This window comes from Streptomyces sp. NBC_01431 (assembly GCF_036231355.1).
Taxonomy (GTDB): domain Bacteria; phylum Actinomycetota; class Actinomycetes; order Streptomycetales; family Streptomycetaceae; genus Streptomyces.
Window position 1 is genome coordinate 3,463,114 of the sequence record NZ_CP109496.1, and the last position, 22,451, is coordinate 3,485,564.

The window sequence follows — 22,451 nt, forward strand, 5'->3', positions numbered from 1 at the left end:
CCCGCTCTTGGGGGACTTTGAGCAGCGGGCCTTGGGCGGAGCCCACCTGCCGCGACCCGCCCCCACCCCCGGCGGGTTCCGGGAAGGGGCGGGAAGGGAGGGGTGGGTGGGGTGCGGGCTACTCCAGCTCGGCCAGCACGGACAGCACACCCTCCCCGTACTTCGCCCGCTTGTTCTCGCCGACGCCACCAATCGTGCCGAGCTCCTCCATCGAGCCCGGCCGAACCGTCGCGATCTCCCGCAGCGTCGCGTCATGGAAGATCACGTACGCGGGAACCCCGCCCTCCTTGGCCTGGGCCGCGCGCCACGCCCGCAGCGCCTCGAACACCGCCACCGCGTCCTCGGGCAGATCAGCGACCGCGGCCTTCTTGCCGGAGGAACTCCGCGGCGCCCGCACCGGCTTCTCCGGCTCCTTGCGCATCCGGACCTCCCGTCGGCCCCCGAGCACCTCCCCGCTCGGCTCGGTCAGGACCAGCGTCCCGTACTCCCCCTCCACCGCCAGCAGCCCCTGCGCGAGCAACTGCCGCACCACGCCCCGCCATTGGGCCTCGGACAGCTCCTCCCCGATACCGAAGACGGACAGCGCGTCATGGTCGAACTGGATGATCTTCGCGGTCCTGCGGCCGAGCAGGATGTCGATGATCTGGCCCGCGCCGAACTTCTGGCCCCGCTCACGCTGGAGGCGTACGACCGTGGAGAGCGCCTTCTGTGCCGCCACCGTGCCGTCCCAGGTCTGCGGCGGGGTCAGACACGTGTCGCAGTTGCCGCAGTTGGCGTCCGAAGCCTCCTGGCCGAAGTAGCCGAGGAGCTGGGCCCGCCGGCACGTCGCCGTCTCGCAGAGGGCGAGCATCGCGTCCAGATGCGCGGCCGCCCGGCGCCGGAACGCCTCGTCGCCCTCACCGCCCTGGATCAGCTTCCGCTGCTGGACCACGTCCTGGAGTCCGTACGCCATCCACGCCGTCGAGGGCAGCCCGTCGCGGCCCGCGCGGCCGGTCTCCTGGTAGTAGCCCTCGACCGACTTGGGCAGATCGAGGTGGGCCACGAAGCGGACGTCCGGCTTGTCGATGCCCATGCCGAAGGCGATGGTCGCGACCACCACCAGGCCGTCCTCCCGCAGGAAGCGCGACTGGTTGACGGCGCGCGTCCCCGAGTCGAGACCCGCGTGGTACGGCACGGCCTGCACCCCGTGGTCGCTCAGGTACTGCGCGGTCTTCTCGACCGAGGCGCGCGAGAGGCAGTAGACGATTCCGGCGTCCCCGTCGTGCTCCTCCTTGAGGAAGCTGAGCAGCTGCTTCTTCGGGTCGCTCTTCGGCACGATCCGGTACTGGATGTTCGGCCGGTCGAAGCTCGCCACGAAGTGCCGGGCGTCGGGCATCCCGAGGCGCTGGGTGATCTCGCGGTGGGTGGCGCCGGTGGCGGTCGCGGTGAGGGCGATGCGCGGCACGTCGGGCCAGCGCTCGCCGAGCAGGGACAGGGCGAGGTAGTCGGGGCGGAAGTCGTGGCCCCACTGGGCGACGCAGTGCGCCTCGTCGATCGCGAAGACGGAGATCTTGGCGCGGGAGAGCAGGTCGAGGGTGGCCTCCACGCGCAGCCGCTCGGGCGCCAGGTACAGCAGGTCGAGCTCGCCCGCGAGCAGCTCGGCCTCCACGGTGCGGCGCTCCTCGAAGTCCTGCGTGGAGTTGATGAACCCGGCCCGCACGCCGAGCGCGCGCAGGGCGTCCACCTGGTCCTGCATGAGGGCGATGAGCGGGGAGACCACCACACCGGTGCCGGGTCTGACGAGCGCGGGGATCTGGTAGCAGAGGGACTTTCCGCCGCCGGTCGGCATGAGCACGACGGCATCGCCGCCGGCCACGACGTGCTCGATGACCTCGCCCTGGGCGCCGCGGAAGCTCTCGTACCCGAAGATGCGGTGCAGCGTCTGTCGGGCCTCGCTCTCCGAGGCCACCGTCTGCGTCCCGCCGCCCGTCTCGATCATCGCTCTGTCTCCCGCACTGGTCCGCCGTCCGCCTCACCGTTCACCCCAGCAACGATAGGCGCCCGAGCCGACACCCCGCGAAGTTATCCACAGCCCCGGCCGGAAACGCAGAGGTCCCGGCGCCAACCCCGCACGCCGGGACCCCGAGCCACCCGCACACCTACCGCACGAACACCCCCGCGCTGTGCGCCAGATCCAGGAAGTACTGCGGGGCGACGCCCAGCACCAGTGTCACCGCCACGCCCACCCCGATCGCCGTCATCGTCAGCGGCGACGGCACCGCCACCGTCGGCCCGTCGGCCTTCGGCTCGCTGAAGAACATCAGCACGATCACCCGGATGTAGAAGAACGCGGCGACCGCGGAGGACACGACACCGACGACGACCAGCGCCCCGGCCCCGCCCTCCGCCGCCGCCTGGAACACCGCGAACTTCCCGGAGAACCCGGACGTCAGCGGGATGCCCGCGAAGGCGAGCAGGAAGACCGCGAAGACCGCCGCGACCAGCGGCGAGCGGCGGCCCAGGCCCGCCCACTTGGACAGGTGCGTCGCCTCGCCGCCCGCGTCCCGGACCAGCGTGACGACCGCGAACGCCCCGATCGTCACGAACGAGTACGCCGCCAGGTAGAACAGCACGGACGAGACGCCGTCCGAGTTGGTCGCGATGACACCGGCCAGGATGAACCCGGCGTGCGCGATCGAGGAGTACGCGAGCAGCCGCTTGATGTCGGTCTGGGTGATCGCGACGATCGCGCCGCCCAGCATCGTGATGATCGCGACGCCCCACATGACCGGCCGCCAGTCCCAGCTCATGCCCGGCAGCACCACGTACAGGATGCGGAGCAGCGCTCCGAAGGCGGCGACTTTCGTCGCCGCCGCCATGAAGCCCGTCACCGGAGTGGGGGCGCCCTGGTAGACGTCCGGGGTCCACATGTGGAACGGCACCGCGCCGACCTTGAACAGCAGACCCATCAGGACCAACGCGCCGCCGATCAGCAGCAGCGCGTCGTTGCCCATGGTGCCGGCGAGCGCCGGGTCCACCGTCTGGACGGAGCCGCTCACCACGTCCGCGATCGTGGCGTACGAGACGGAGCCCGCGTAGCCGTACAGGAGCGCGATGCCGAAGAGCAGGAAAGCGGAGGAGAACGCGCCGAGCAGGAAGTACTTGACCGCCGCCTCCTGCGACATGAGTCGCTTGCGCCGGGCGAGCGCGCACAGCAGGTAGAGCGGGAGGGAGAAGACCTCAAGGGCCACGAAGAGGGTCAGGAGGTCGTTCGCGGCCGGGAAGACCAGCATGCCGGAGATCGCGAACAGGGCGAGCGGGAAGACCTCGGTCGTGGTGAACCCGGCCCTGACCGCGGCCTTCTCGCTGTCGCTGCCCGGCACCGAGGCCGCCTGCGCGGCGAAGGAGTCCACCTTGTTGCCGTGCGCCACCGGGTCCAGGCGCCGCTCGGCGAAGGTGAAGATCGCCACGATGGAGGCGAGGAGAATGGTGCCCTGGAGGAAGAGCGCCGGGCCGTCGACGGCGACCGCGCCCATGGCCGCGATGTGGGCCTTGGTCGTGCCGTAGCCGTCGGCCGCGAGGCCGACCACCGCCGCGAAGGCGGCGGCGAGCGCGACCACCGACAGGAACACCTGAACGTAGTAGCGGCCGCGGCGCGGGACGAAGGCCTCCACGAGGACCCCGAGGATCGCCGCGCCCACCACGATCAGCGTGGGCGCGAGCTGGGCGTACTCGATGTGCGGCGTGGGGATCTTGTCCAGCTTTCCCTCGGCCGCCGTGGTCCACAGGCTGTGGACAGCTGATGTGCTCACTTGGCCGCCTCCACCACCGGGTTGGGGTCCTTCTTCTGTACGTCCGACATGGTCTGGCGCACCGCCGGGTTGACGATGTCGGTCAGCGGCTTCGGATAGACGCCGAGGAAGATCAGCAGCGCGATCAGCGGGGCGACCACCAGCAGTTCGCGGACCTTGAGGTCCGGCATTCCCTGGACCTCCGCCTTGACCGGGCCGGTCATCGTCCGCTGGTAGAGGACCAGGACGTACAGCGCGGCCAGGACGATGCCGAGGGTCGCGACCACTCCGGCCGCCGGATAGCGGCTGAACGTGCCGACCAGGACCAGGAATTCACTCACGAAGGGAGCCAGGCCCGGCAGGGACAGGGTGGCGAGGCCGCCGATCAGGAAGGTGCCCGCCAGGACCGGCGCGACCTTCTGGACGCCGCCGTAGTCCGAGATGAGCCGGGAGCCGCGGCGCGAGATCAGGAAGCCGGCCACCAGCATCAGCGCGGCCGTCGAGATCCCGTGGTTGATCATGTACAGCGTGGCGCCGGACTGGCCCTGGGTGGTCATCGCGAAGATGCCCATGATGATGAAGCCGAAGTGCGAGATCGACGCGTACGCCACCAGGCGCTTGATGTCGCGCTGGCCGACCGCGAGCAGCGCCCCGTAGATGATGCTGATCACCGCGAGGACCACGATCACCGGCGTCGCCCACTTGCTGGCCTCCGGGAAGAGCTGGAGGCAGAAGCGGAGCATCGCGAAGGTGCCGACCTTGTCGACCACCGCGGTGATCAGCACGGCGACCGGGGCGGTCGCCTCGCCCATCGCGTTGGGCAGCCAGGTGTGCAGCGGCCACAGCGGGGCCTTCACCGCGAAGGCGAAGAAGAAGCCCAGGAAGAGCAGCCGCTCGGTGTTGGTCGCCATGTGGAGCGAGCCGTTGGCGCGGGCCGCGGCGATCTCGTTCAGCGAGAACGAACCCGCCACGACGTAGAGCCCGATGACGGCGGCCAGCATGATGAGCCCGCCGACCAGGTTGTAGAGCAGGAACTTGACGGCCGCGTACGAGCGTTGGGTCGCCGCCGCCTCGTCGCCGTGGCCCGGTGCGGCAGCACCAAATTGGGAAGGCGCCGCCCGGTCGCCGAAGCCGCCGATGAGGAAGTACATCGGGATGAGCATGGCTTCGAACAGGATGTAGAAGAGGAAGACGTCGGTGGCCTCGAAGGAGAGCACCACCATCGCCTCGACGGCGAGGATCAGGGCGAAGAAGCCCTGGGTCGGCCGCCAGCGACTGCTGTTGGTCTCCAGGGGATCGGCGTCGTGCCAGCCGGCCGCGATGATGAACGGGATGAGGAGCGCGGTGAGGCCGATGAGGGCGACCCCGATGCCGTCCACACCCAGTTCGTAGCGGACTCCGAAGTCCTTGATCCAGGCGTGCGATTCGGTCAGCTGATAGCGGGCGCCGCCCGGTTCGAACCGTACGAGCTGGATCGCGGAGAGCACCAGTGTGCCCACCGAGACCAGCAGGGCCAGCCACTTGGTGGCGGTGCGCCGGGCTGCCGGCACGGCCGCGGTGGCGACCGCGCCGAGCGCCGGCAGAGCGGCCGTGGCGGTCAGGAGGGGGAAGGACATTGCGTTACACCGCCCTCATCAGCAGAGTCGCGGCGATGATCACCACAGCACCTCCGAACATCGAGACCGCGTAGCTGCGGGCGAAGCCGTTCTGCAGCTTGCGCAGCCGGCCGGAGAGCCCGCCGACCGAGGCGGCGGTTCCATTGACGACTCCGTCGACCAGGCTGTGGTCGAGGTAGACGAGCGAGCGGGTGAGGTGCTCACCGCCGCGGACCAGGACCACATGGTTGAAGTCGTCCTGGAGCAGGTCGCGGCGGGCGGCCCGGGTGAGCAGCGAGCCGCGCGGCGCGACGGCCGGGACCGGCCCCCGCCCGTACTGGACGACCGCCAGGCCCACGCCGATCAGCATGCAGACGACGGTGGCACCGGTGACCGTCCACTGGCCGACCGGCGAGTTGCCGTGGTCGAAGGACGTGACCGGCTCCAGCCACTTCACGAACCGGTCGCCGATGCTGAGGATGCCGCCCGCGAAGACCGAGCCGAAGGCGAGGACGATCATCGGGATCGTCATGGACCTAGAGGACTCGTGGGGGTGGGGCTCGTCATGCGCGCCCCGCGTTTCCGCGGCGGGCTCCACACTGGGCTCGGCCGGCGAGGGGGTCTTCGCGTGCCGCCAGCGCTCCTCACCGAAGAAGGTCAGGATCATCACGCGGGTCATGTAGTACGCGGTGATCGCGGCGCCGATCAGGGTGACCGCGCCGAGGATCCAGCCCTCGGTCCCGCCCTTGGCGAACGCCGCCTCGATGATCTTGTCCTTGGAGAAGAACCCGGACAGGCCGGGGAAGCCGATGATCGCCAGATAGCCGAGGCCGAAGGTGACGAAGGTGATCGGCATGTACTTCCGCAGGCCGCCGTACCTGCGCATGTCGACCTCGTCGTTCATGCCGTGCATGACCGAGCCCGCGCCGAGGAAGAGCCCGGCCTTGAAGAAGCCGTGCGTCACCAGGTGCATGATCGCGAAGGCGTAGCCGATCGGCCCGAGGCCGGTGGCCAGGATCATGTAGCCGATCTGCGACATCGTGGAGCCGGCCAGCGCCTTCTTGATGTCGTCCTTCGCGCAACCGACGATGGCACCGAACAGAAGCGTGACCGCGCCGACGACCACGACCGCCGTCTGTACATCGGGCACCGCGTTGAAGATCGCGCCGGAGCGGGTGATCAGGTAGACGCCCGCGGTCACCATGGTCGCCGCGTGGATCAGGGCCGAGACCGGGGTCGGGCCCTCCATCGCGTCGCCGAGCCAGGACTGGAGCGGCACCTGCGCCGACTTGCCGCAGGCGGCGAGCAGCAGCATCAGGCCGATGGCGGTGTTGCGGCCCGAGCTCGCCGCGCCCGTCTCGTTCAAAACGGTGGAGAAGGCGAACGAGCCGAAGGTCGTGAACATCACCATGATGGCGATCGACAGGCCCATGTCGCCGACCCGGTTGACCAGGAAGGCCTTCTTGGCGGCGGTCGCCGCGCTGGGCTTGTGCTGCCAGAAGCCGATGAGCAGGTAGGACGCGAGGCCCACGCCCTCCCAACCGACGTACAGGAGAAGGTAGTTGTCGGCGAGGACCAGGAGCAGCATCGCCGCGAGGAACAGGTTGAGGTAGCCGAAGAAGCGGCGGCGGTTCTCGTCGTGCTCCATGTAGCCGATCGAATAGATGTGGATCAGCGTGCCCACACCGGTGATCAGCAGGACGAAGGTCATCGACAACTGATCGAGCTGGAAGCCGACGTTGGCCTGGAAGCCCTCGACCGGAACCCAGCTGAACAGCTGCTTGGTCACCGTGCGGTGATCGGCCGAGCGGCCCAGCATGTCGACGAAGAGCACCGCGCCGATGACGAAGGACGCGCCCGCGAGCAGCGTGCCCAGCCAGTGGCCGACCTTGTCCAGCCGCCGTCCGCCGCACAGCAGGACGGCCGCTCCGAGCAGGGGCGCCGCGATGAGCGGCGCAATGAGGTTCTCCACGATTCAGCGACCCCTTACAGCTTCATCAGGCTGGCGTCGTCGACCGAGGCCGAGTGGCGGGAACGGAAGAGCGACACGATGATCGCGAGCCCGACGACGACCTCCGCGGCGGCGACGACCATCGTGAAGAACGCGATGACCTGGCCGTCGAGGTTGCCGTGCAGCCGGGAGAAGCAGACGAAGGCGAGGTTGCAGGCGTTGAGCATCAGCTCGACGCACATGAAGACCACGATCGCGTTCCGCCTGATGAGCACCCCGGCGGCGCCGATGGTGAACAACAGGGCTGCCAGATACAGGTAGTTGACCGGATTCACTTGACCGCCTCCTCGTCCCGGCCGAGCCGCTCCTCGGAGCGCTGCTCCAGGGCCTTGAGGTCGGCGAGCGCCTCGCTCGACACGTCGCGGATCTGGCCGCGGCCGCGCAGCGTCTGGTTGACGGTGAGCTCCGCCGGCGTGCCGTCGGGCAGCAGTCCGGCGACGTCCACCGCGTTGTGCCGGGCGTAGACACCGGGGGCGGGCAGCGGGGGCAGGTGCTTGCCGCGTACGCGCTCCTCGGACATCTCGCGCTGGGTCTTGGCGCGCTCGGTGCGCTCCCGGTGGGTGAGCACCATCGCGCCGACCGCCGAGGTGATGAGGAGGGCGCCGGTGATCTCGAAGGCGAAGACGTACTTGGTGAAGATCAGGGTCGCCAAACCCTCGACGTTTCCATTGGCGTTGGCCTGGCCGAGACCGGTGAAGGTCTTCAGTGAGGCGTTGGCGATGCCGGCGATGAGGAGCACTCCGAAGCCGAGCCCGCAGGCCGCGGCCCACCAGCGCTGCCCCTTGATGGTCTCCTTCAGCGAGTCGGCGGCGGTGACGCCGACCAGCATGACGACGAAGAGGAACAGCATCATGATCGCGCCGGTGTAGACGACGATCTGGACGACGCCCAGGAAGTACGCCCCGTTGGCGAGGTAGAAGACCGCCAGGATGATCATGGTCCCGGCGAGGCAGAGCGCGCTGTGCACGGACTTCTTCATCAAGATGGTGCACAGGGCGCCGATCACGGCGACCGTGCCGAGCACCCAGAACTGGAGGGCTTCCCCGGTGGAGGTGTGCGAGGCGGCCACGGCCAGCACGTCGGTGGGCGCGCTCATGCCTCCACCACCTTGCCGGACGCGGGCTCGTCCTCGCCGAAGGTGGAGGCGGCCTCCTGCGGCCGCTCCCCCTTGCTGAGCGCCACCTGCCGGACGGTGCCGGGCGCGGCCTCGGTGACCAGACCGCGGTAGTAGTCCTGCTCGTCCATGCCCGGGTAGATCGCGTGCGGGGTGTCGACCATGGTGTCCTCAAGACCCGCGAGCAGCTGCTCCTTGGTGTAGATCAGGCTCTCGCGGGAGGAGTCGGCCAGTTCGAACTCGTTGGTCATCGTCAGCGCCCGGGTCGGGCAGGCCTCGATGCACAGGCCGCACAGGATGCAGCGGGCGTAGTTGATCTGGTAGACGCGGCCGTAGCGCTCGCCCGGCGAGTAGCGCTCCTCCTCGGTGTTGTCCGCGCCCTCCACATAGATGGCGTCGGCCGGACAGGCCCAGGCGCACAGTTCGCAGCCGACGCACTTCTCCAGGCCGTCCGGATGCCGGTTGAGCTGGTGGCGGCCGTGGAAGCGCGGCGCCGTGGTCTTCTGCTGTTCCGGGTACTGCTCGGTCAGCCGCCTCTTGAACATGGCCTTGAAGGTCACGCCGAAGCCGGCCACGGGGTTCAGGGCCTTGCCCCCGGACGCCTTCGCGGGCTCCGCGGACTTCGCCGGACCGGTCGGTTCGATTGATTCAGGCACCGTCGCCCTCCCTTCCCTCTCGGTCACTGTCAGTATCGGACCCACCACTGACAATCAACTCGCGCTCTTGGCGCGGCCGTCGGCGGGGTACGGGCGGGAGGGTCTGTCCGGGCAGCGGAGGCACCGGGAACCCACCGGCCATCGGGTCGAACGCGGCGGGCGGCGCCTTCGCCTCCGCGGCCTCCTTCCGGCCGCGGAAGATGTCCGCGACGAAGGAGAGGAGCAGCACCGTGATGAGCGCGCCGCCCACGTACAGCACGATCTTCGAGAAGTCGTAGCCGTCGTTGCGCAGCGCCCGTACGGTCGCGACCAGCATCAGCCAGAGGACCGAGACCGGGATCAGCACCTTCCACCCCAGCTTCATCAGCTGGTCGTAGCGGACCCGCGGCAGCGTGCCGCGCAGCCAGATGAAGAAGAAGAGCAGCAGCTGGACCTTGATGACGAACCAGAGCATCGGCCACCAGCCGTGGTTCGCGCCCACCCAGAAGGTGCTGATGGGCCAGGGGGCGCGCCAGCCGCCGAGGAACAGGGTGACCGCGACCGCCGAGACGGTGACCATGTTGACGTACTCGGCGAGCATGAACATCGCGAACTTGATGGACGAGTACTCGGTGTTGAAGCCGCCCACCAGGTCGCCCTCGGACTCCGGCATGTCGAACGGTGCCCGGTTGGTCTCGCCGACCATCGTGACGATGTAGATGATGAACGACACCGGCAGCAGCACGATGTACCAGCGGTCGCCCTGCGCCTCCACGATCTTCGAGGTCGACATCGACCCGGAGTAGAGGAACACCGAGGCGAAGGCCGCGCCCATGGCGATCTCGTACGAGATCATCTGCGCGCACGAGCGCAAGCCTCCGAGCAGCGGGTACGTCGACCCGGACGACCAGCCCGCGAGGACGATGCCGTAGATGCCGACGGAGGCGACCGCGAGGACGTAGAGCATCGCGATCGGCAGGTCGGTGAGCTGCATCGTGGTGCGCTGGCCGAAGATGGACACCTCGTTGTCCGAGGGCCCGAAGGGGATCACCGCGATCGCCATGAACGCGGGGATCGCGGCGATGATCGGGGCCAGGACGTAGACGACCTTGTCGGCCCTCTTGACGATGACATCTTCCTTCAGCATCAGCTTGATGCCGTCGGCGAGCGACTGGAGCATGCCCCAGGGGCCGTGCCGGTTGGGGCCGATGCGCAACTGCATCCAGGCGACGACCTTGCGCTCCCACACGATGGAGAACAGCACGGTCACCATCAGGAACGCGAAGCAGAAGACGGCCTTGACGACGACGAGCCACCAGGGGTCGCGGCCGAACAGCGAGAGGTCCTCCGCAGCGAACGTGATCACGCCTCCACCACCTCCGAGGGGGCTTCCGTAACGGCCGGGCCGATCCGGACGACCTGTCCGGGGACCGCGCCGGTGTCCGCGGTGACCCCGCCGCCGGTGGAGTTCAGCGGCAGCCACACCACCCGGTCGGGCATCTCGCTCACCTGGAGCGGGAGTTGGACGCTGCCCGAGGCGCCGGTGACCTCCAGAAGGTCGCCGTCCTTCACTCCGGACTCGGCCGCGGTGGCCGCCGAGAGCCGGGCGACGGCCGCGTGCCGCGTGCCGGCCAGCGCCTCGTCGCCCTCCTGGAGCGAGCCCTGGTCGAGCAGCATCCGGTGGCCGGCGAGGACCGCCTCGCCCTCGGCGGGCCGCGGCAGCGGCTGCGCCGACTCCAGGGGCTCACTCGCGCGCGGCCCGTCCCACACGCCGAGCCGCGTCATCTCGTTCCGTACGGACCGGACATCGGGCAGCGCGAGATGCACGTCGAGCGCGTCCGCCAGCATGTGCAGCACCCGTGCGTCCGTGGGCGCCGGGGTGCGGGTCAGCTGCTCGGGCTTCAGCGCGGCCTCGAACGGCCGCGCCCTGCCCTCCCAGTCGAGGAAGGTGCCGGACTTCTCGGCGACGGCCGCGACCGGAAGGACCACGTCCGCCTGCGCGGTGACCGCGCCCGGCCGCAGTTCGAGACTCACCACGAAGGCCTCGCCCAGGGCCTCGTGGGCGCGGGCCGGGTCCGGCAGGTCCGCCGGGTCGACCCCCGCGACGAGCAGCGCGCCCAGTTCGCCGGTGGCCGCGGCCTCGACGATCTGGCCGGTGTCGCGCCCGTAGCGGTGCGGGAGTTCGCGCACGCCCCAGGCCGAGGCGACCTCGTCGCGGGCGCGGGGGTCGGTGGCCGGGCGGCCGCCGGGCAGCAGCGACGGGATCGCCCCCGCCTCGACCGCCCCGCGCTCACCGGCCCGGCGCGGGATCCACACCAGTTCGGCGTCGGTCGCCGAGGCCGTGCGCACCGCGGCGGTCAGCCCGCCGGGCACCCCCGCGAGCCGCTCGCCGACGACGAGGACGGCGCCCGGGGAGCGCAGCGCCTCGGCCGCCTCGGCGCCGTCGGCGTCAAGGCCGACGCCACCGGCGAGCGCGTCCAGCCACTCGGTCTCGGTGCCGGGCGCGGCGGTCAGCAGCGTGCCGCCCGCCTTCTCCAGGCCGCGCGTCATGTGGGTGGCGAGCGAGAAGGTGCGCTGGCCGTGCTTGCGCCAGGCCTTGCGCAGCCTGAGGAAGACGCCGGGCGCCTCCTCCTCGGACTCGAAGCCGACCAGGAGCACGGCCGGGGCCTTCTCCAGGGAGGTGTAGGTGACGCCCCGCCCGTCGAGGTCGCGGCCCCGTCCGGCGACCCGCGCCGCCAGGAAGTCCGCCTCCTCCGCCGAGTGCACCCGGGCCCGGAAGTCGACGTCGTTGGTGGCGAGGGCGATCCGGGCGAACTTGGCGTAGGCGTAGGCGTCTTCGACGGTCAGGCGGCCACCGGCGAGCACTCCGGCCCGGCCGCGCGCGGCGGCGAGTCCGGCGGCGGCCGCCTCAAGGGCCTCGGGCCAGCTGGCCGGCGCGAGCTCACCGGTCGCGGAGTCGCGCACCATGGGCGTGGTCAGACGGTCCGCCTTCTGCGCGTACCTGAATCCAAACCTGCCCTTGTCGCACAGCCATTCCTCGTTGACCTCGGGGTCCTCGGCCGCCAGGCGCCTCATGACCTTGCCGCGCCGGTGGTCGGTGCGGGTCGCGCAGCCGCCCGCGCAGTGCTCGCACACCGACGGCGACGACACGAGGTCGAAGGGACGGGAGCGGAAGCGGTACGCCGCCGAGGTCAGCGCGCCGACGGGGCAGATCTGGATGGTGTTCCCGGAGAAGTACGACTCGAACGGGTCGCCCTCGCCGATGCCAACCTGCTGGAGCGCGCCCCGCTCGATCATTTCGATCATGGGGTCGCCGGCGATCTGGTTGGAGAACCGGGTGCAGCGGGCGCACAGCACGCACCGCTCGCGGTCCAGGAGCACCTGCGTGGAGATCGGGACCGGCTTCTCATAGGTGCGCTTCTTGCCTTCGAAACGCGAATCCGTGTCGCCGACCTGCATCGCCTGGTTCTGTAGCGGGCACTCGCCGCCCTTGTCGCAGACCGGGCAGTCCAGCGGGTGGTTGATCAGGAGGAGTTCCATCACTCCGCGCTGGGCCTTCTCGGCGACCGGCGAGGAGAGCTGGGACTTGACCACCATGCCGTCGGTGCAGGTGATGGTGCAGGACGCCATCGGCTTGCGCTGGCCCTCCACCTCGACGATGCACTGGCGGCAGGCGCCGACCGGGTCGAGCAGGGGGTGGTCGCAGAACCGCGGGATCTCGATGCCGAGCTGTTCGGCGGCGCGGATCACCAGCGTGCCCTTGGGGACGCTGATGTCGATGCCGTCGATGGTCAGCGAGACGAGGTCCTCCGGCGGTACGGCCGCCTCGCCGCCCCCGGAGGAAGCGCTACTCGTCGTCACAGTCATGCGTTCACCTCCGTGCTGTCGTCCGCCCAGAGCGTGGACTTGGCGGGGTCGAAGGGGCAGCCCTTGCCCGTGATGTGCCGCTCGTACTCGTCACGGAAGTACTTGAGCGAGGAGAAGATCGGCGAGGCGGCGCCGTCGCCGAGGGCGCAGAACGACTTGCCGTTGATGTTGTCGGCGATGTCGTTCAGCTTGTCGAGGTCGTCCATGGAGCCCTTGCCGGCCTCGATGTCGCGGAGCAACTGGACCAGCCAGTACGTCCCTTCGCGGCACGGGGTGCACTTGCCGCAGGACTCGTGGGCGTAGAACTCGGTCCAGCGGGTGACCGCCCGCACCACGCACGTGGTCTCGTCGAAGCACTGGAGCGCCTTGGTGCCGAGCATCGACCCGGCGGCGCCCACGCCCTCGTAGTCCAGCGGGACATCAAGGTGCTCGTCGGTGAACATCGGCGTCGAAGAGCCGCCCGGCGTCCAGAACTTGAGCCGGTGGCCGGGCCGCATGCCGCCGCTCATGTCGAGCAGCTGGCGCAGCGTGATGCCGAGCGGCGCCTCGTACTGGCCGGGGCTCACGACGTGCCCGCTCAGCGAATACAGCGTGAAGCCGGGGGACTTCTCACTGCCCATGGATTTGAACCAGTCCTTGCCCCGGTTCAGGATCGCGGGAACCGAGGCGATGGATTCGACGTTGTTCACCACAGTGGGGCACGCGTACAGACCGGCGACCGCGGGGAAGGGGGGTCGCAGCCGGGGCTGGCCGCGACGGCCTTCGAGGGAGTCCAGGAGCGCGGTCTCCTCGCCACAGATGTACGCGCCCGCGCCCGCGTGCACGGTGAGTTCGAGGTCCAGACCGCTGCCCAGGATGTCCCTGCCGAGGTAGCCCGCCGCGTAGGCCTCCTTGACGGCCTCGTGCAGCCGCCGCAGTACGGGGACGACTTCGCCCCGCAGGTAGATGAAGGCATGCGAGGAACGGATCGCGTAACAGGCGATCACGATGCCCTCGATGAGGGAGTGCGGGTTGGCGAACAGGAGGGGGATGTCCTTGCAGGTCCCGGGCTCCGACTCGTCGGCGTTGACGACCAGGTAGTGCGGCTTGCCGTCGCCCTGCGGAATGAACTGCCACTTCATTCCGGTGGGGAAGCCCGCGCCGCCGCGGCCGCGCAGACCGGAGTCCTTGACGTACGCGATGAGGTCGTCGGGCGTCATCGCGAGCGCCTTGCGCAGGCCTTCGTAGCCGTCGTGGCGCCGGTAGGTCTCCAGGGTCCAGGAATCGGGCTGGTCCCAGAAGGCGGAGAGGACGGGTGCCAGGAGTTTCTCCGGGCTGCTCCCGTTCCCGTTGCCTTCGATCTCGGTTGCCAAGGTCATCACTCCCCCTCCTCGGAGACCGGGCCCGCCGGGTGCTCGGGGTCGGACGCCGAGGTCTGCTGCGGTGCGTCGTGCGAGCTCAAGTGACGGGCGCCGGGCTGAGGTTCGCCGTGCGGGGCCGCGCCGCGCGGGTGCACCACGCGCCCGCCCGGGGAGGTCTCCCCCCTGGCCAGCCTCAGGCCGGCCAGTGAGGCCGGGCCCGCTCCGCCGGTCGCCTCGACGGCGCCGGGGCGCTCGTCGGGGAAGCCCGCCAGGATCCTGGCGGTCTCCTGGTAGGTGCACAGCGGCGCGCCCCGGGTGGGCTCCACCTGGCGGCCCGCGCGGAGGTCGTCCACCAGGCGCTTGGCACTCTCGGGGGTCTGGTTGTCGAAGAACTCCCAGTTGACCATCACGACGGGCGCGAAGTCGCAGGCGGCGTTGCACTCGATGTGTTCGAGCGTCACCTTGCCGTCGTCGGTCGTCTCGTTGTTGCCGACGCCCAGGTGCCGCTTCAGCTCGTCGAAGATGGCGTCACCGCCCATGACCGCGCACAGGGTGTTGGTGCAGACGCCGACCTGGTAGTCGCCGGAGGGCCGGCGCCGGTACATGGAGTAGAAGGTGGCGACGGCGGTCACCTCGGCCGTCGTCAGCTTCAGCAGGTCCGCGCAGAAGGCCATGCCGGTTCGCGATACGTACCCCTCCTCCGCCTGGACGAGGTGGAGCAGCGGCAGCAGCGCGGAGCGGCTGTCGGGGTAGCGGGCGACGATCTGCCCGCCGTCCGCTTCGAGCCGGGCGCGTACATCGGCCGGATAGTCGGGTGCGGGCAGCTGGGGCATGCCCAAGTTGATGTCGGTCACCGGTCGACGCCTCCCATCACGGGGTCGATGGACGCGACGGCGACGATGACGTCGGCGACCTGGCCGCCCTCGCACATGGCCGCCATGGCCTGGAGATTGGTGAAGGACGGATCGCGGAAGTGGACCCGGTAGGGGCGGGTGCCGCCGTCGGAGACGATGTGCACGCCGAGTTCGCCCTTGGGTGACTCGACGGCCGTGTAGGTCTGCCCGGCGGGGACCCGGAAGCCCTCGGTCACCAGCTTGAAGTGGTGGATGAGGGACTCCATCGAGGTGCCCATGATCTTCTTGATGTGGTCGAGGGAGTTGCCGAGTCCGTCCGGTCCGAGCGCGAGCTGCGCGGGCCAGGCGATCTTCTTGTCCTCGACCATGACCGGTCCCGGCGCGAGCCGGTCCAGGCACTGCTCGACGATCCTGAGCGACTGGCGCATCTCCTCCAGGCGGACCAGGAAGCGGCCGTAGGAGTCGCAGGTGTCGGCGGTCGGGACGTCGAACTCGTAGTTCTCGTAGCCGCAGTACGGGTCGGTCTTGCGCAGGTCGTGCGGGAGCCCGGCCGAGCGGAGGATCGGACCGGTCGCGCCGAGCGCCATGCAGCCGGTCAGGTCGAGGTAGCCGACGTCCTGCATACGAGCCTTGAAGATGGGGTTGCCGGTGGCGAGCTTGTCGTACTCCGGCAGGTTCTTCTTCATGGTCTTCACGAACTCGCGGAGCTGGTCCACCGCGCCCGGGGGCAGGTCCTGGGCGAGTCCGCCGGGACGGATGAACGCGTGGTTCATCCGCAGGCCGGTGATCAGCTCGTAGAGGTCGAGAATGAGTTCACGATCCCGGAAGCCGTAGATCATGATCGTGGTCGCGCCCAGCTCCATGCCGCCGGTGGCGATGCACACCAGGTGCGAGGAGAGCCGGTTGAGTTCCATGAGCAGGACGCGGATGACCGATGCCCGGTCGGGGATCTGGTCGGTGATGCCGAGGAGCTTCTCGACGCCGAGGCAGTAGGCCGTCTCGTTGAAGAACGGCGTCAGGTAGTCCATGCGCGTGACGAAGGTGGTGCCCTGCGTCCAGGTCCTGAATTCGAGGTTCTTCTCGATGCCGGTGTGCAGGTAACCGATTCCGCAGCGGGCCTCGGTGACCGTCTCGCCGTCGATCTCCAGGATCAGGCGCAGCACTCCATGGGTGGAGGGGTGCTGGGGACCCATGTTGACGACGATGCGCTCGTCGTCGCTCTTGGCGGCGGACTGGACGACCTCGTCCCAGTCGCCGCCGGTGACCGTGTATACGGTTCCCTCGGTGGTTTCCCGAGCGGACGCGTGAGAAGTGGACATCAGGTGTACGACCTCCGCTGGTCCGGAGCCGGGATCTGGGCGCCCTTGTACTCGACCGGGATGCCGCCGAGTGGGTAGTCCTTGCGCTGCGGGAAGCCCTGCCAGTCGTCCGGCATCATGATCCGGGTGAGGGCGGGGTGGCCGTCGAAGACGATGCCGAAGAAGTCGTACGTCTCGCGCTCGTGCCAGTCGTTGGTCGGATAGACCTCGACGAGCGAGGGGATGTGCCGGTCGCTGTCGGGGGTGCTCACTTCGAGCCGGATCAGCCGACCGTGGGTCAGCGACCGCAGGTGGTAGACCGCGTGCAGTTCGCGCCCCTTGTCACCCAGGAAGTGGACGCCGCTGACGCCGGTGCAGAGCTCGAAGCGCAGCGCGGGGTCGTCGCGCAGGGTGCGGGCGACGCGGACGAGGTGTTCGCGCGCGATGCGGAAGGTGAGCTCGCCGCGGTCGACGACGGTCTTCTCGATGGCGTTCTCGGGCAGCAGGTCCTGCTCCTCCAGGGCGCCTTCGAGTTCGTCGGCCACCTCGTCGAACCAGCCGCCGTAGGGGCGGGAGGTGGCGCCGGGCAGCGTCACGGTCTTGATGACGCCGCCGTAGCCGCTGGTGTCGCCGGCGTCGCCGGCCCCGAACATGCCCTTGCGTACGCCGATGACCTCGCCGGTGTCCTCGCGCGGGGCGGGCACGCCGTTCTGTTGGGGGGTATCGGGAGTATCGGGAGAGCTCACCGCAGCAGCCCCTTCATCTCAATGGTGGGGAGCGCTTTCAGGGCCGCCTCCTCCGCCTCGCGGGCCGCCTCCTCCTGGTTGACCCCGAGCTTGGAACTCTGGATCTTCTGGTGGAGCTTGAGGATCGCGTCGATCAGCATCTCGGGCCGGGGTGGGCAACCGGGCAGGTAGATATCAACCGGGACAATGTGGTCAACGCCCTGAACAATTGCGTAATTATTGAACATTCCGCCCGATGAGGCGCAAACCCCCATGGAGATGACCCACTTGGGGTTGGGCATCTGGTCGTAGACCTGCCGCAACACCGGCGCCATCTTCTGGCTGACCCGTCCGGCCACGATCATCAGGTCGGCCTGGCGCGGGGAGCCGCGGAAGACCTCCATGCCGAAGCGGGCCAGGTCGTAACGGCCGGCGCCGGTCGTCATCATCTCGATGGCGCAGCAGGCGAGGCCGAAGGTCGCGGGGAACACGGACGCCTTGCGCACCCAGCCCGCGGCCTGCTCAACAGTGCTCAGTACAAAGCCGCTAGGCAGTTTCTCTTCGAGTCCCATAGGTGCCCCTCAGCCCCTCAGTCCCATTCCAGACCGCCGCGCCGCCACACATACGCGTAGGCGACGAAGACGGTGAGCACGAAGAGCAGCATCTCCACGAGCCCGAAAAGCCCCAGGGCGTCGAAGGTGACGGCCCAGGGGTAGAGGAAGACGATCTCGATGTCGAAGACGATGAAGAGCATCGCCGTCAGGTAGTACTTGATGGGGAAGCGGCCGCCGCCGGCCGGCGTGGGAGTGGGTTCGATTCCGCACTCGTACGCCTCAAGTTTCGCCCGGTTGTACCTTTTTGGGCCGATAAGCGTGGCCATGACCACGGAGAAGATCGCAAACCCTGCCCCGAGGGCGCCGAGCACGAGGATGGGCGCGTACGCATTCACGCTCCTCGCTCCTTCCAGTCGTCCTTGACCGTTGGACCGCACACGGGCACCGCGACCACCTCGTTGCCTCCTTGCCGACTGCTCGCGGCGCGAAGATCGCCTACATGTGAGGCAGTTCACAAGCCCGACTGCCCCGCATCCTATGCCCGCCGGTCTGTGATCTGCGACACGGGGTGCGCCAACGAGTTTGTGATCTCCACCACCTGACGAAGGATCATGAAGTCGGATGAGCGGTGATCTACATACGCGAAGCGCCTGAGTGATCACGAGACGTGACATCCCGAGGTGTTACCCCTGGTCGCCGACCGTCTGGCTTTATCAAGAGATGTGCGCTAAGGGCAAATTGGCGATGGGTGGCCATCGGGTGATAAGCGGGCGCCGGTCACTCACGGGAGGGACTTCGGACCTCAAAGGTGGACGCGTGCGCGCATTCACGAAGCGACGCCTTCTGCCCGCAGTCGAGCGGATCACTCACCATGTGACCTGCGTCACTTGGTAATAGTCCGGAAATCAACGGGGCTTGGCCATCGACGTGAGGGGATGGTAAGCGCCGGGCAATTCGGACCATTCATGGAAAACACATGATCACAGCCCTGATCGCGCGTGCCAGTTTTGTCCGTTACGGCGTCAATAAGTGCTGGCAAGAAGCGGATTCGGCTCTTCCGGCGCCAACTGTGGCGCAGCACACGTTTCTTGAAGGGAACCCTGAACCCCTGATAGCGGTTATACCCATGTCCCACACCGCTCACATACCCAGCCACCGGAAGCCCCGCCGCAGCGCCTCGAAGGTCTCGCTCCGGGCCGGAGTTGCCGGTGGCGTACTCAGCACCATCGCGTTGGCAGGTGCGGCCGCCCCGGCGAACGCCGCGCAGCCCGTGACCGAGACCATCGAGATGCCGACGCTGACCGGCAACCTAGCGACCACCGCGGCCGCCACGGTCCAGGCCACCAAGACGGTCGCCGCCGACCTCCAGCTCCAGGCCGCCCAGGACGCCGCCGCGTCCAGCGCCGCCAAGGACGCCAAGAAGGCCAAGGACGACGCCGAGCAGAAGGCCGCCGAGGCCAAGGCGAAGGCCGAGGCCGCCGCCAAGGCGAAGGCCGCCGCCGCCGAGCGCGCCTCCCGCTCCGCCGAGCGCACCACGCTCAGCGCCGCCTCCACCGCCACGTCGACGTTCAAGGCATCCAACGCCACCGGCTCCGCCGCCGCCATCGTGAACTTCGCGCTGGCCCAGGTCGGCAAGGCGTACGTCTCCGGCGCCACCGGGTCCAGCGCGTACGACTGCTCCGGCCTCGTCCAGGCGGCCTACCGCCAGGTCGGCGTCGACCTGCCGCGCGTCTCGCAGGACCAGTCGGCCACCGGCACCCAGGTCTCGCTGTCCAACCTGCAGCCGGGCGACATCCTTTACTGGGGCAGCTCCGGCTCCGCGTACCACGTGGCGATCTACGTGGGCGGCGGCAACTTCGTCGGCGCGCAGAACCCCTCCACCGGTGTCGTCGAGCGCAGCCTGGACTGGGACCAGCCCACCGGCGCCGTCCGCGTTCTCTGAGCCGTACAGCGGCCTTCTGAGCCGTCCGCACCACGCCTGCAAGGGCCGTTACTCCCCCGCTCGGGAGCGACGGCCCTTTGGCATGCCCGGAATGTGTTGAACTCTGCCTGTTCCGGGGCACCATCCCCCTATCAGGGGGTGGGCGCGTGGAAGAACAGGTGCGGGTCCCGGAGCCGCAGTCGTACGAGGTCTACGCCGACGGGCTCGGCATGTTCGCCGCGATCGGGATCGTCTTCATGGTGCTCGGCCTGTGGATGCTCACCGGCATCCGCCCCTGGCAGGGCCCGGCCGACTGGGCCCAACTCGCCTTCCGCTGGGGGCTCGCGCTGTTCGTCCTGGGCGCGGGCGCCTTCCTGCTCCTGGCCTGCGTGTACGGCGCGGTGCGCCCGGTCATCCGCGCGAACGCCGCCGGGATACACCTGGCCACCCGCTTCGACGCGGCCTGGTCGGAGGTGCGGGAGATCGAGGTCGGCACCGTGGCGATCTGGGAGCACGGCGACGAGAGCACCGCGGGCGGCTACGAGCACCACCGCGTGGTGTGGGTGACGCTGCACAGCGGCAGACGGCACGAATACATAGCGCGCCGCCAGGGCGGCGACCTCTCCGCGACCGAACTGCGCACCGGTCTGTCCCGGTTCGCCGGAGAGGTCCCCGTCCGCTGGACGGACGAGGTGGAGCGCCGCCCCTAGAAAGGCGCCCGGCTCAGGCCTTGGAGGCCACCTTGGTACGGCCGGGTCAGTGGTGATCCGGCCTTACCGGATCAAGCTTTGGGGGCCACCTTCGAGAGGCCGTTGATGATGCGGTCCATCGCGTCGCCGCCCGTCGGGTCGGTCAGGTTCGCCAGCATCTTCAGGGTGAACTTCATCAGCATCGGGTGGGTGAGTCCGCGCTGCGTGGCGATCTTCATGACCTTCGGGTTGCCGATGAGCTTCACGAAGGCGCGGCCCAGCGTGTAGTAGCCGCCGTAGGTGTCCTTGAGGATCTTCGGGTAGGCGTGCAGGGCGAGTTCGCGCTGCGAAGGCGTCGCGCGGGCGTGCGCCTGGACGATGACGTCCGCGGCGATCTGCCCCGACTCCATGGCGTACGCGATGCCTTCGCCGTTGAACGGGTTGACCAGACCGCCCGCGTCGCCCACCAGCAGCAGGCCCTTGGTGTAGTGCGGCTGGCGGTTGAAGGCCATCGGCAGGGCGGCGCCGCGGATCGGGCCCGTCATGTTCTCGGGGGTGTAGCCCCAGTCCTCGGGCATGGACGCGCACCACGCCTTGAGGATCTCGCGCCAGTCCAGCTCCCGGAACGCGGACGAGGAGTTGAGGATTCCGAGACCGACGTTGGACGTGCCGTCGCCCATGCCGAAGATCCAGCCGTAGCCGGGAAGGAGCCGCTCCTGCGGTCCGCGCCGGTCCCACAGCTCCAGCCAGGACTCCAGGTAGTCGTCGTCGTGGCGCGGCGAGGTGAAGTACGTCCGTACGGCGACGCCCATCGGGCGGTCCTCGCGCCGGTGCAGGCCCATCGCGAGCGAGAGCCGCGTCGAGTTGCCGTCGGCGGCGACCACGAGCGGCGCGTGGAAGGTGACCGGGGTCTTGTCCTCGCCGAGCTTGGCGTTGACGCCGGTGATGCGCCCGTTGCGCTCGTCGACGATCGGAGCCCCGACGTTGCAGCGCTCGTACAGCCGCGCGCCGGCCTTCTGCGCCTGCCGGGCGAGCTGCTCGTCGAAGTCGTCGCGCTTGCGCACGAGGCCGTAGTCCGGGTACGAGGCGAGGTCCGGCCAGTCGAGCTGGAGCCGCACGCCGCCGCCGATGATCCGCAGGCCCTTGTTCCGCAGCCAGCCGGCCTCTTCGGAGATGTCGATCCCCATCGAGACGAGCTGCTTGGTGGCGCGCGGGGTCAGCCCGTCGCCGCACACCTTCTCGCGCGGGAACGCGGTCTTCTCCAGGAGCAGCACATCGAGTCCGGCCTTGGCCAGGTAGTACGCCGTCGTGGAACCGGCCGGGCCGGCCCCGACGACGATCACGTCCGCGGTGTGTTCGGAGAGCGGCTCGGTCACAGCGGGATCTCCCGAAGACTCGAATTTGCGTGCCGAGAAGCACAGGACACGTGCAGTCTATGGGTGGCTGTTGATCGACATCGCGAAGGGTTGCCACGCCATGAGCTCCGAGTCCCCCCAGGCCCCCGGGCCCTCCATGACGTCCCGCGTGACGTCGTCCCCCGTACCGGAGGGGTCCCTGCCCGTAGTACGGCTGCGCGTGCCCACCGAGGAGGACGCGTACGCCTGGCACCGGGTGTTCGACGACCCCGAGGTGATGGAGTTCCACGGGGGCCGCTCCGCGGAGGTCTCCGTCTACGAGGAACTGACCGCCCGCCAGCGCAAGCACGACGCCGAACACAGCTTCTGCCTGTGGACGTTGCTGGACGAGGACGACGAGGTCATCGGCTTCACCGGCGCCCAGCCGTGGCCCCCCACGGACTGGGGCCCGGCGGGCGAGATCGAGATCGGCTGGCGCCTGGGCCGCGCGCACTGGGGTCGCGGGTACGCGACGGCGGCGGCCGCCGCCACGCTGGAGCGGGTCCGCGCGACGGGCCTGGACCACGTGGTGGCGATGGTCCACCCGGGCAACACCCGCTCGGTGGCGGTGACGGAACGCCTCGGTATGACCCTGTCCAGAACGTATCTGTCCCCGGTGTCGGGGGTGGAGGCGCTGTGCTTCCGGCTTGAGCTGGCCATGAGCCCCTCCGGCGATTGAGGAGC

General features: G+C 69.2%; 19 protein-coding genes. 3 read left to right on the top strand and 16 right to left on the bottom strand.

Annotation, left to right across the window (positions count from 1 at the left end):
* Positions 1-118: 118 nt before the first annotated feature.
* The 15 genes from recQ to OG522_RS15920 form a co-directional block, all read right to left on the bottom strand.
* Positions 119-1,978 carry a DNA helicase RecQ gene (recQ, locus tag OG522_RS15850; RefSeq protein ID WP_329463620.1) on the bottom strand — a complete coding sequence of 620 codons (1,860 nt, stop codon included), beginning with the start codon at positions 1,976-1,978 and terminating at the stop codon, positions 119-121.
* A gap of 160 nt (positions 1,979-2,138) precedes the next feature.
* On the bottom strand, positions 2,139-3,791 hold the full coding sequence (gene nuoN / locus OG522_RS15855) for an NADH-quinone oxidoreductase subunit NuoN (RefSeq protein ID WP_329463621.1): 1,653 nt from the start codon (positions 3,789-3,791) through the stop codon (positions 2,139-2,141).
* The gene (locus OG522_RS15860) at positions 3,788-5,386 is read right to left on the bottom strand and encodes an NADH-quinone oxidoreductase subunit M (protein ID WP_329463622.1); all 1,599 of its coding nucleotides are present in this window, start codon (positions 5,384-5,386) and stop codon (positions 3,788-3,790) included. Before OG522_RS15860 ends, nuoN begins: the two co-directional genes overlap by 4 nt.
* Before the next feature lie 4 nt (positions 5,387-5,390).
* Positions 5,391-7,337: an NADH-quinone oxidoreductase subunit L gene (gene nuoL, locus OG522_RS15865; RefSeq protein WP_329463623.1), complete on the bottom strand. Its 1,947-nt coding sequence runs from the start codon at positions 7,335-7,337 to the stop codon at positions 5,391-5,393.
* A gap of 14 nt (positions 7,338-7,351) precedes the next feature.
* Positions 7,352-7,651: an NADH-quinone oxidoreductase subunit NuoK gene (gene nuoK, locus OG522_RS15870; RefSeq protein WP_053728780.1), complete on the bottom strand. Its 300-nt coding sequence runs from the start codon at positions 7,649-7,651 to the stop codon at positions 7,352-7,354.
* Complete coding sequence (locus OG522_RS15875; protein ID WP_329463624.1) at positions 7,648-8,472, bottom strand: NADH-quinone oxidoreductase subunit J; 825 nt, start codon at positions 8,470-8,472, stop codon at positions 7,648-7,650. Before OG522_RS15875 ends, nuoK begins: the two co-directional genes overlap by 4 nt.
* Positions 8,469-9,134, bottom strand: a complete 666-nt coding sequence (gene nuoI / locus OG522_RS15880; RefSeq protein WP_329467606.1) for an NADH-quinone oxidoreductase subunit NuoI — start codon at positions 9,132-9,134, stop codon at positions 8,469-8,471. Before nuoI ends, OG522_RS15875 begins: the two co-directional genes overlap by 4 nt.
* Before the next feature lie 4 nt (positions 9,135-9,138).
* On the bottom strand, positions 9,139-10,491 hold the full coding sequence (nuoH, locus tag OG522_RS15885) for an NADH-quinone oxidoreductase subunit NuoH (protein ID WP_329463625.1): 1,353 nt from the start codon (positions 10,489-10,491) through the stop codon (positions 9,139-9,141).
* Positions 10,488-12,992, bottom strand: a complete 2,505-nt coding sequence (locus tag OG522_RS15890) for an NADH-quinone oxidoreductase subunit G (RefSeq protein WP_329463626.1) — start codon at positions 12,990-12,992, stop codon at positions 10,488-10,490. The genes nuoH and OG522_RS15890 overlap by 4 nt, the downstream gene beginning before the upstream one ends.
* Positions 12,989-14,350, bottom strand: coding sequence for an NADH-quinone oxidoreductase subunit NuoF (nuoF, locus tag OG522_RS15895; RefSeq protein WP_329463627.1), 1,362 nt, complete (start codon positions 14,348-14,350; stop codon positions 12,989-12,991). The genes OG522_RS15890 and nuoF overlap by 4 nt, the downstream gene beginning before the upstream one ends.
* Positions 14,350-15,165, bottom strand: a complete 816-nt coding sequence (gene nuoE / locus OG522_RS15900; protein WP_329467607.1) for an NADH-quinone oxidoreductase subunit NuoE — start codon at positions 15,163-15,165, stop codon at positions 14,350-14,352. Before nuoE ends, nuoF begins: the two co-directional genes overlap by 1 nt.
* A gap of 17 nt (positions 15,166-15,182) precedes the next feature.
* Positions 15,183-16,505, bottom strand: a complete 1,323-nt coding sequence (locus OG522_RS15905) for an NADH-quinone oxidoreductase subunit D (RefSeq protein WP_329463628.1) — start codon at positions 16,503-16,505, stop codon at positions 15,183-15,185.
* On the bottom strand, positions 16,505-17,230 hold the full coding sequence (locus tag OG522_RS15910; RefSeq protein ID WP_329463629.1) for an NADH-quinone oxidoreductase subunit C: 726 nt from the start codon (positions 17,228-17,230) through the stop codon (positions 16,505-16,507). Before OG522_RS15910 ends, OG522_RS15905 begins: the two co-directional genes overlap by 1 nt.
* On the bottom strand, positions 17,227-17,781 hold the full coding sequence (locus tag OG522_RS15915) for a NuoB/complex I 20 kDa subunit family protein (protein ID WP_329463630.1): 555 nt from the start codon (positions 17,779-17,781) through the stop codon (positions 17,227-17,229). Before OG522_RS15915 ends, OG522_RS15910 begins: the two co-directional genes overlap by 4 nt.
* A 17-nt stretch (positions 17,782-17,798) precedes the next feature.
* Entirely contained in the window at positions 17,799-18,158 is a 360-nt protein-coding gene (locus tag OG522_RS15920; RefSeq protein ID WP_030494815.1) for an NADH-quinone oxidoreductase subunit A, read from the bottom strand.
* Positions 18,159-18,889: 731 nt separating this feature from the next.
* Between OG522_RS15920 and OG522_RS15925 the strand changes: the two genes are divergently transcribed.
* Positions 18,890-19,705 carry a C40 family peptidase gene (locus OG522_RS15925; RefSeq protein WP_329463631.1) on the top strand — a complete coding sequence of 272 codons (816 nt, stop codon included), beginning with the start codon at positions 18,890-18,892 and terminating at the stop codon, positions 19,703-19,705.
* Positions 19,706-19,851: 146 nt separating this feature from the next.
* A complete protein-coding gene (locus OG522_RS15930) occupies positions 19,852-20,394 on the top strand; it encodes a hypothetical protein (protein ID WP_329463632.1) in 543 nt (180 codons plus the stop codon).
* A gap of 71 nt (positions 20,395-20,465) precedes the next feature.
* Here OG522_RS15930 and OG522_RS15935 read toward each other — a convergent pair whose 3' ends face one another.
* Positions 20,466-21,749, bottom strand: a complete 1,284-nt coding sequence (locus tag OG522_RS15935) for a geranylgeranyl reductase family protein (RefSeq protein WP_329463633.1) — start codon at positions 21,747-21,749, stop codon at positions 20,466-20,468.
* A 136-nt stretch (positions 21,750-21,885) separates the two neighbouring features.
* Between OG522_RS15935 and OG522_RS15940 the strand changes: the two genes are divergently transcribed.
* Positions 21,886-22,446: a GNAT family N-acetyltransferase gene (locus OG522_RS15940; RefSeq protein WP_329467608.1), complete on the top strand. Its 561-nt coding sequence runs from the start codon at positions 21,886-21,888 to the stop codon at positions 22,444-22,446.
* The last annotated feature ends 5 nt before the right edge of the window (positions 22,447-22,451 follow it).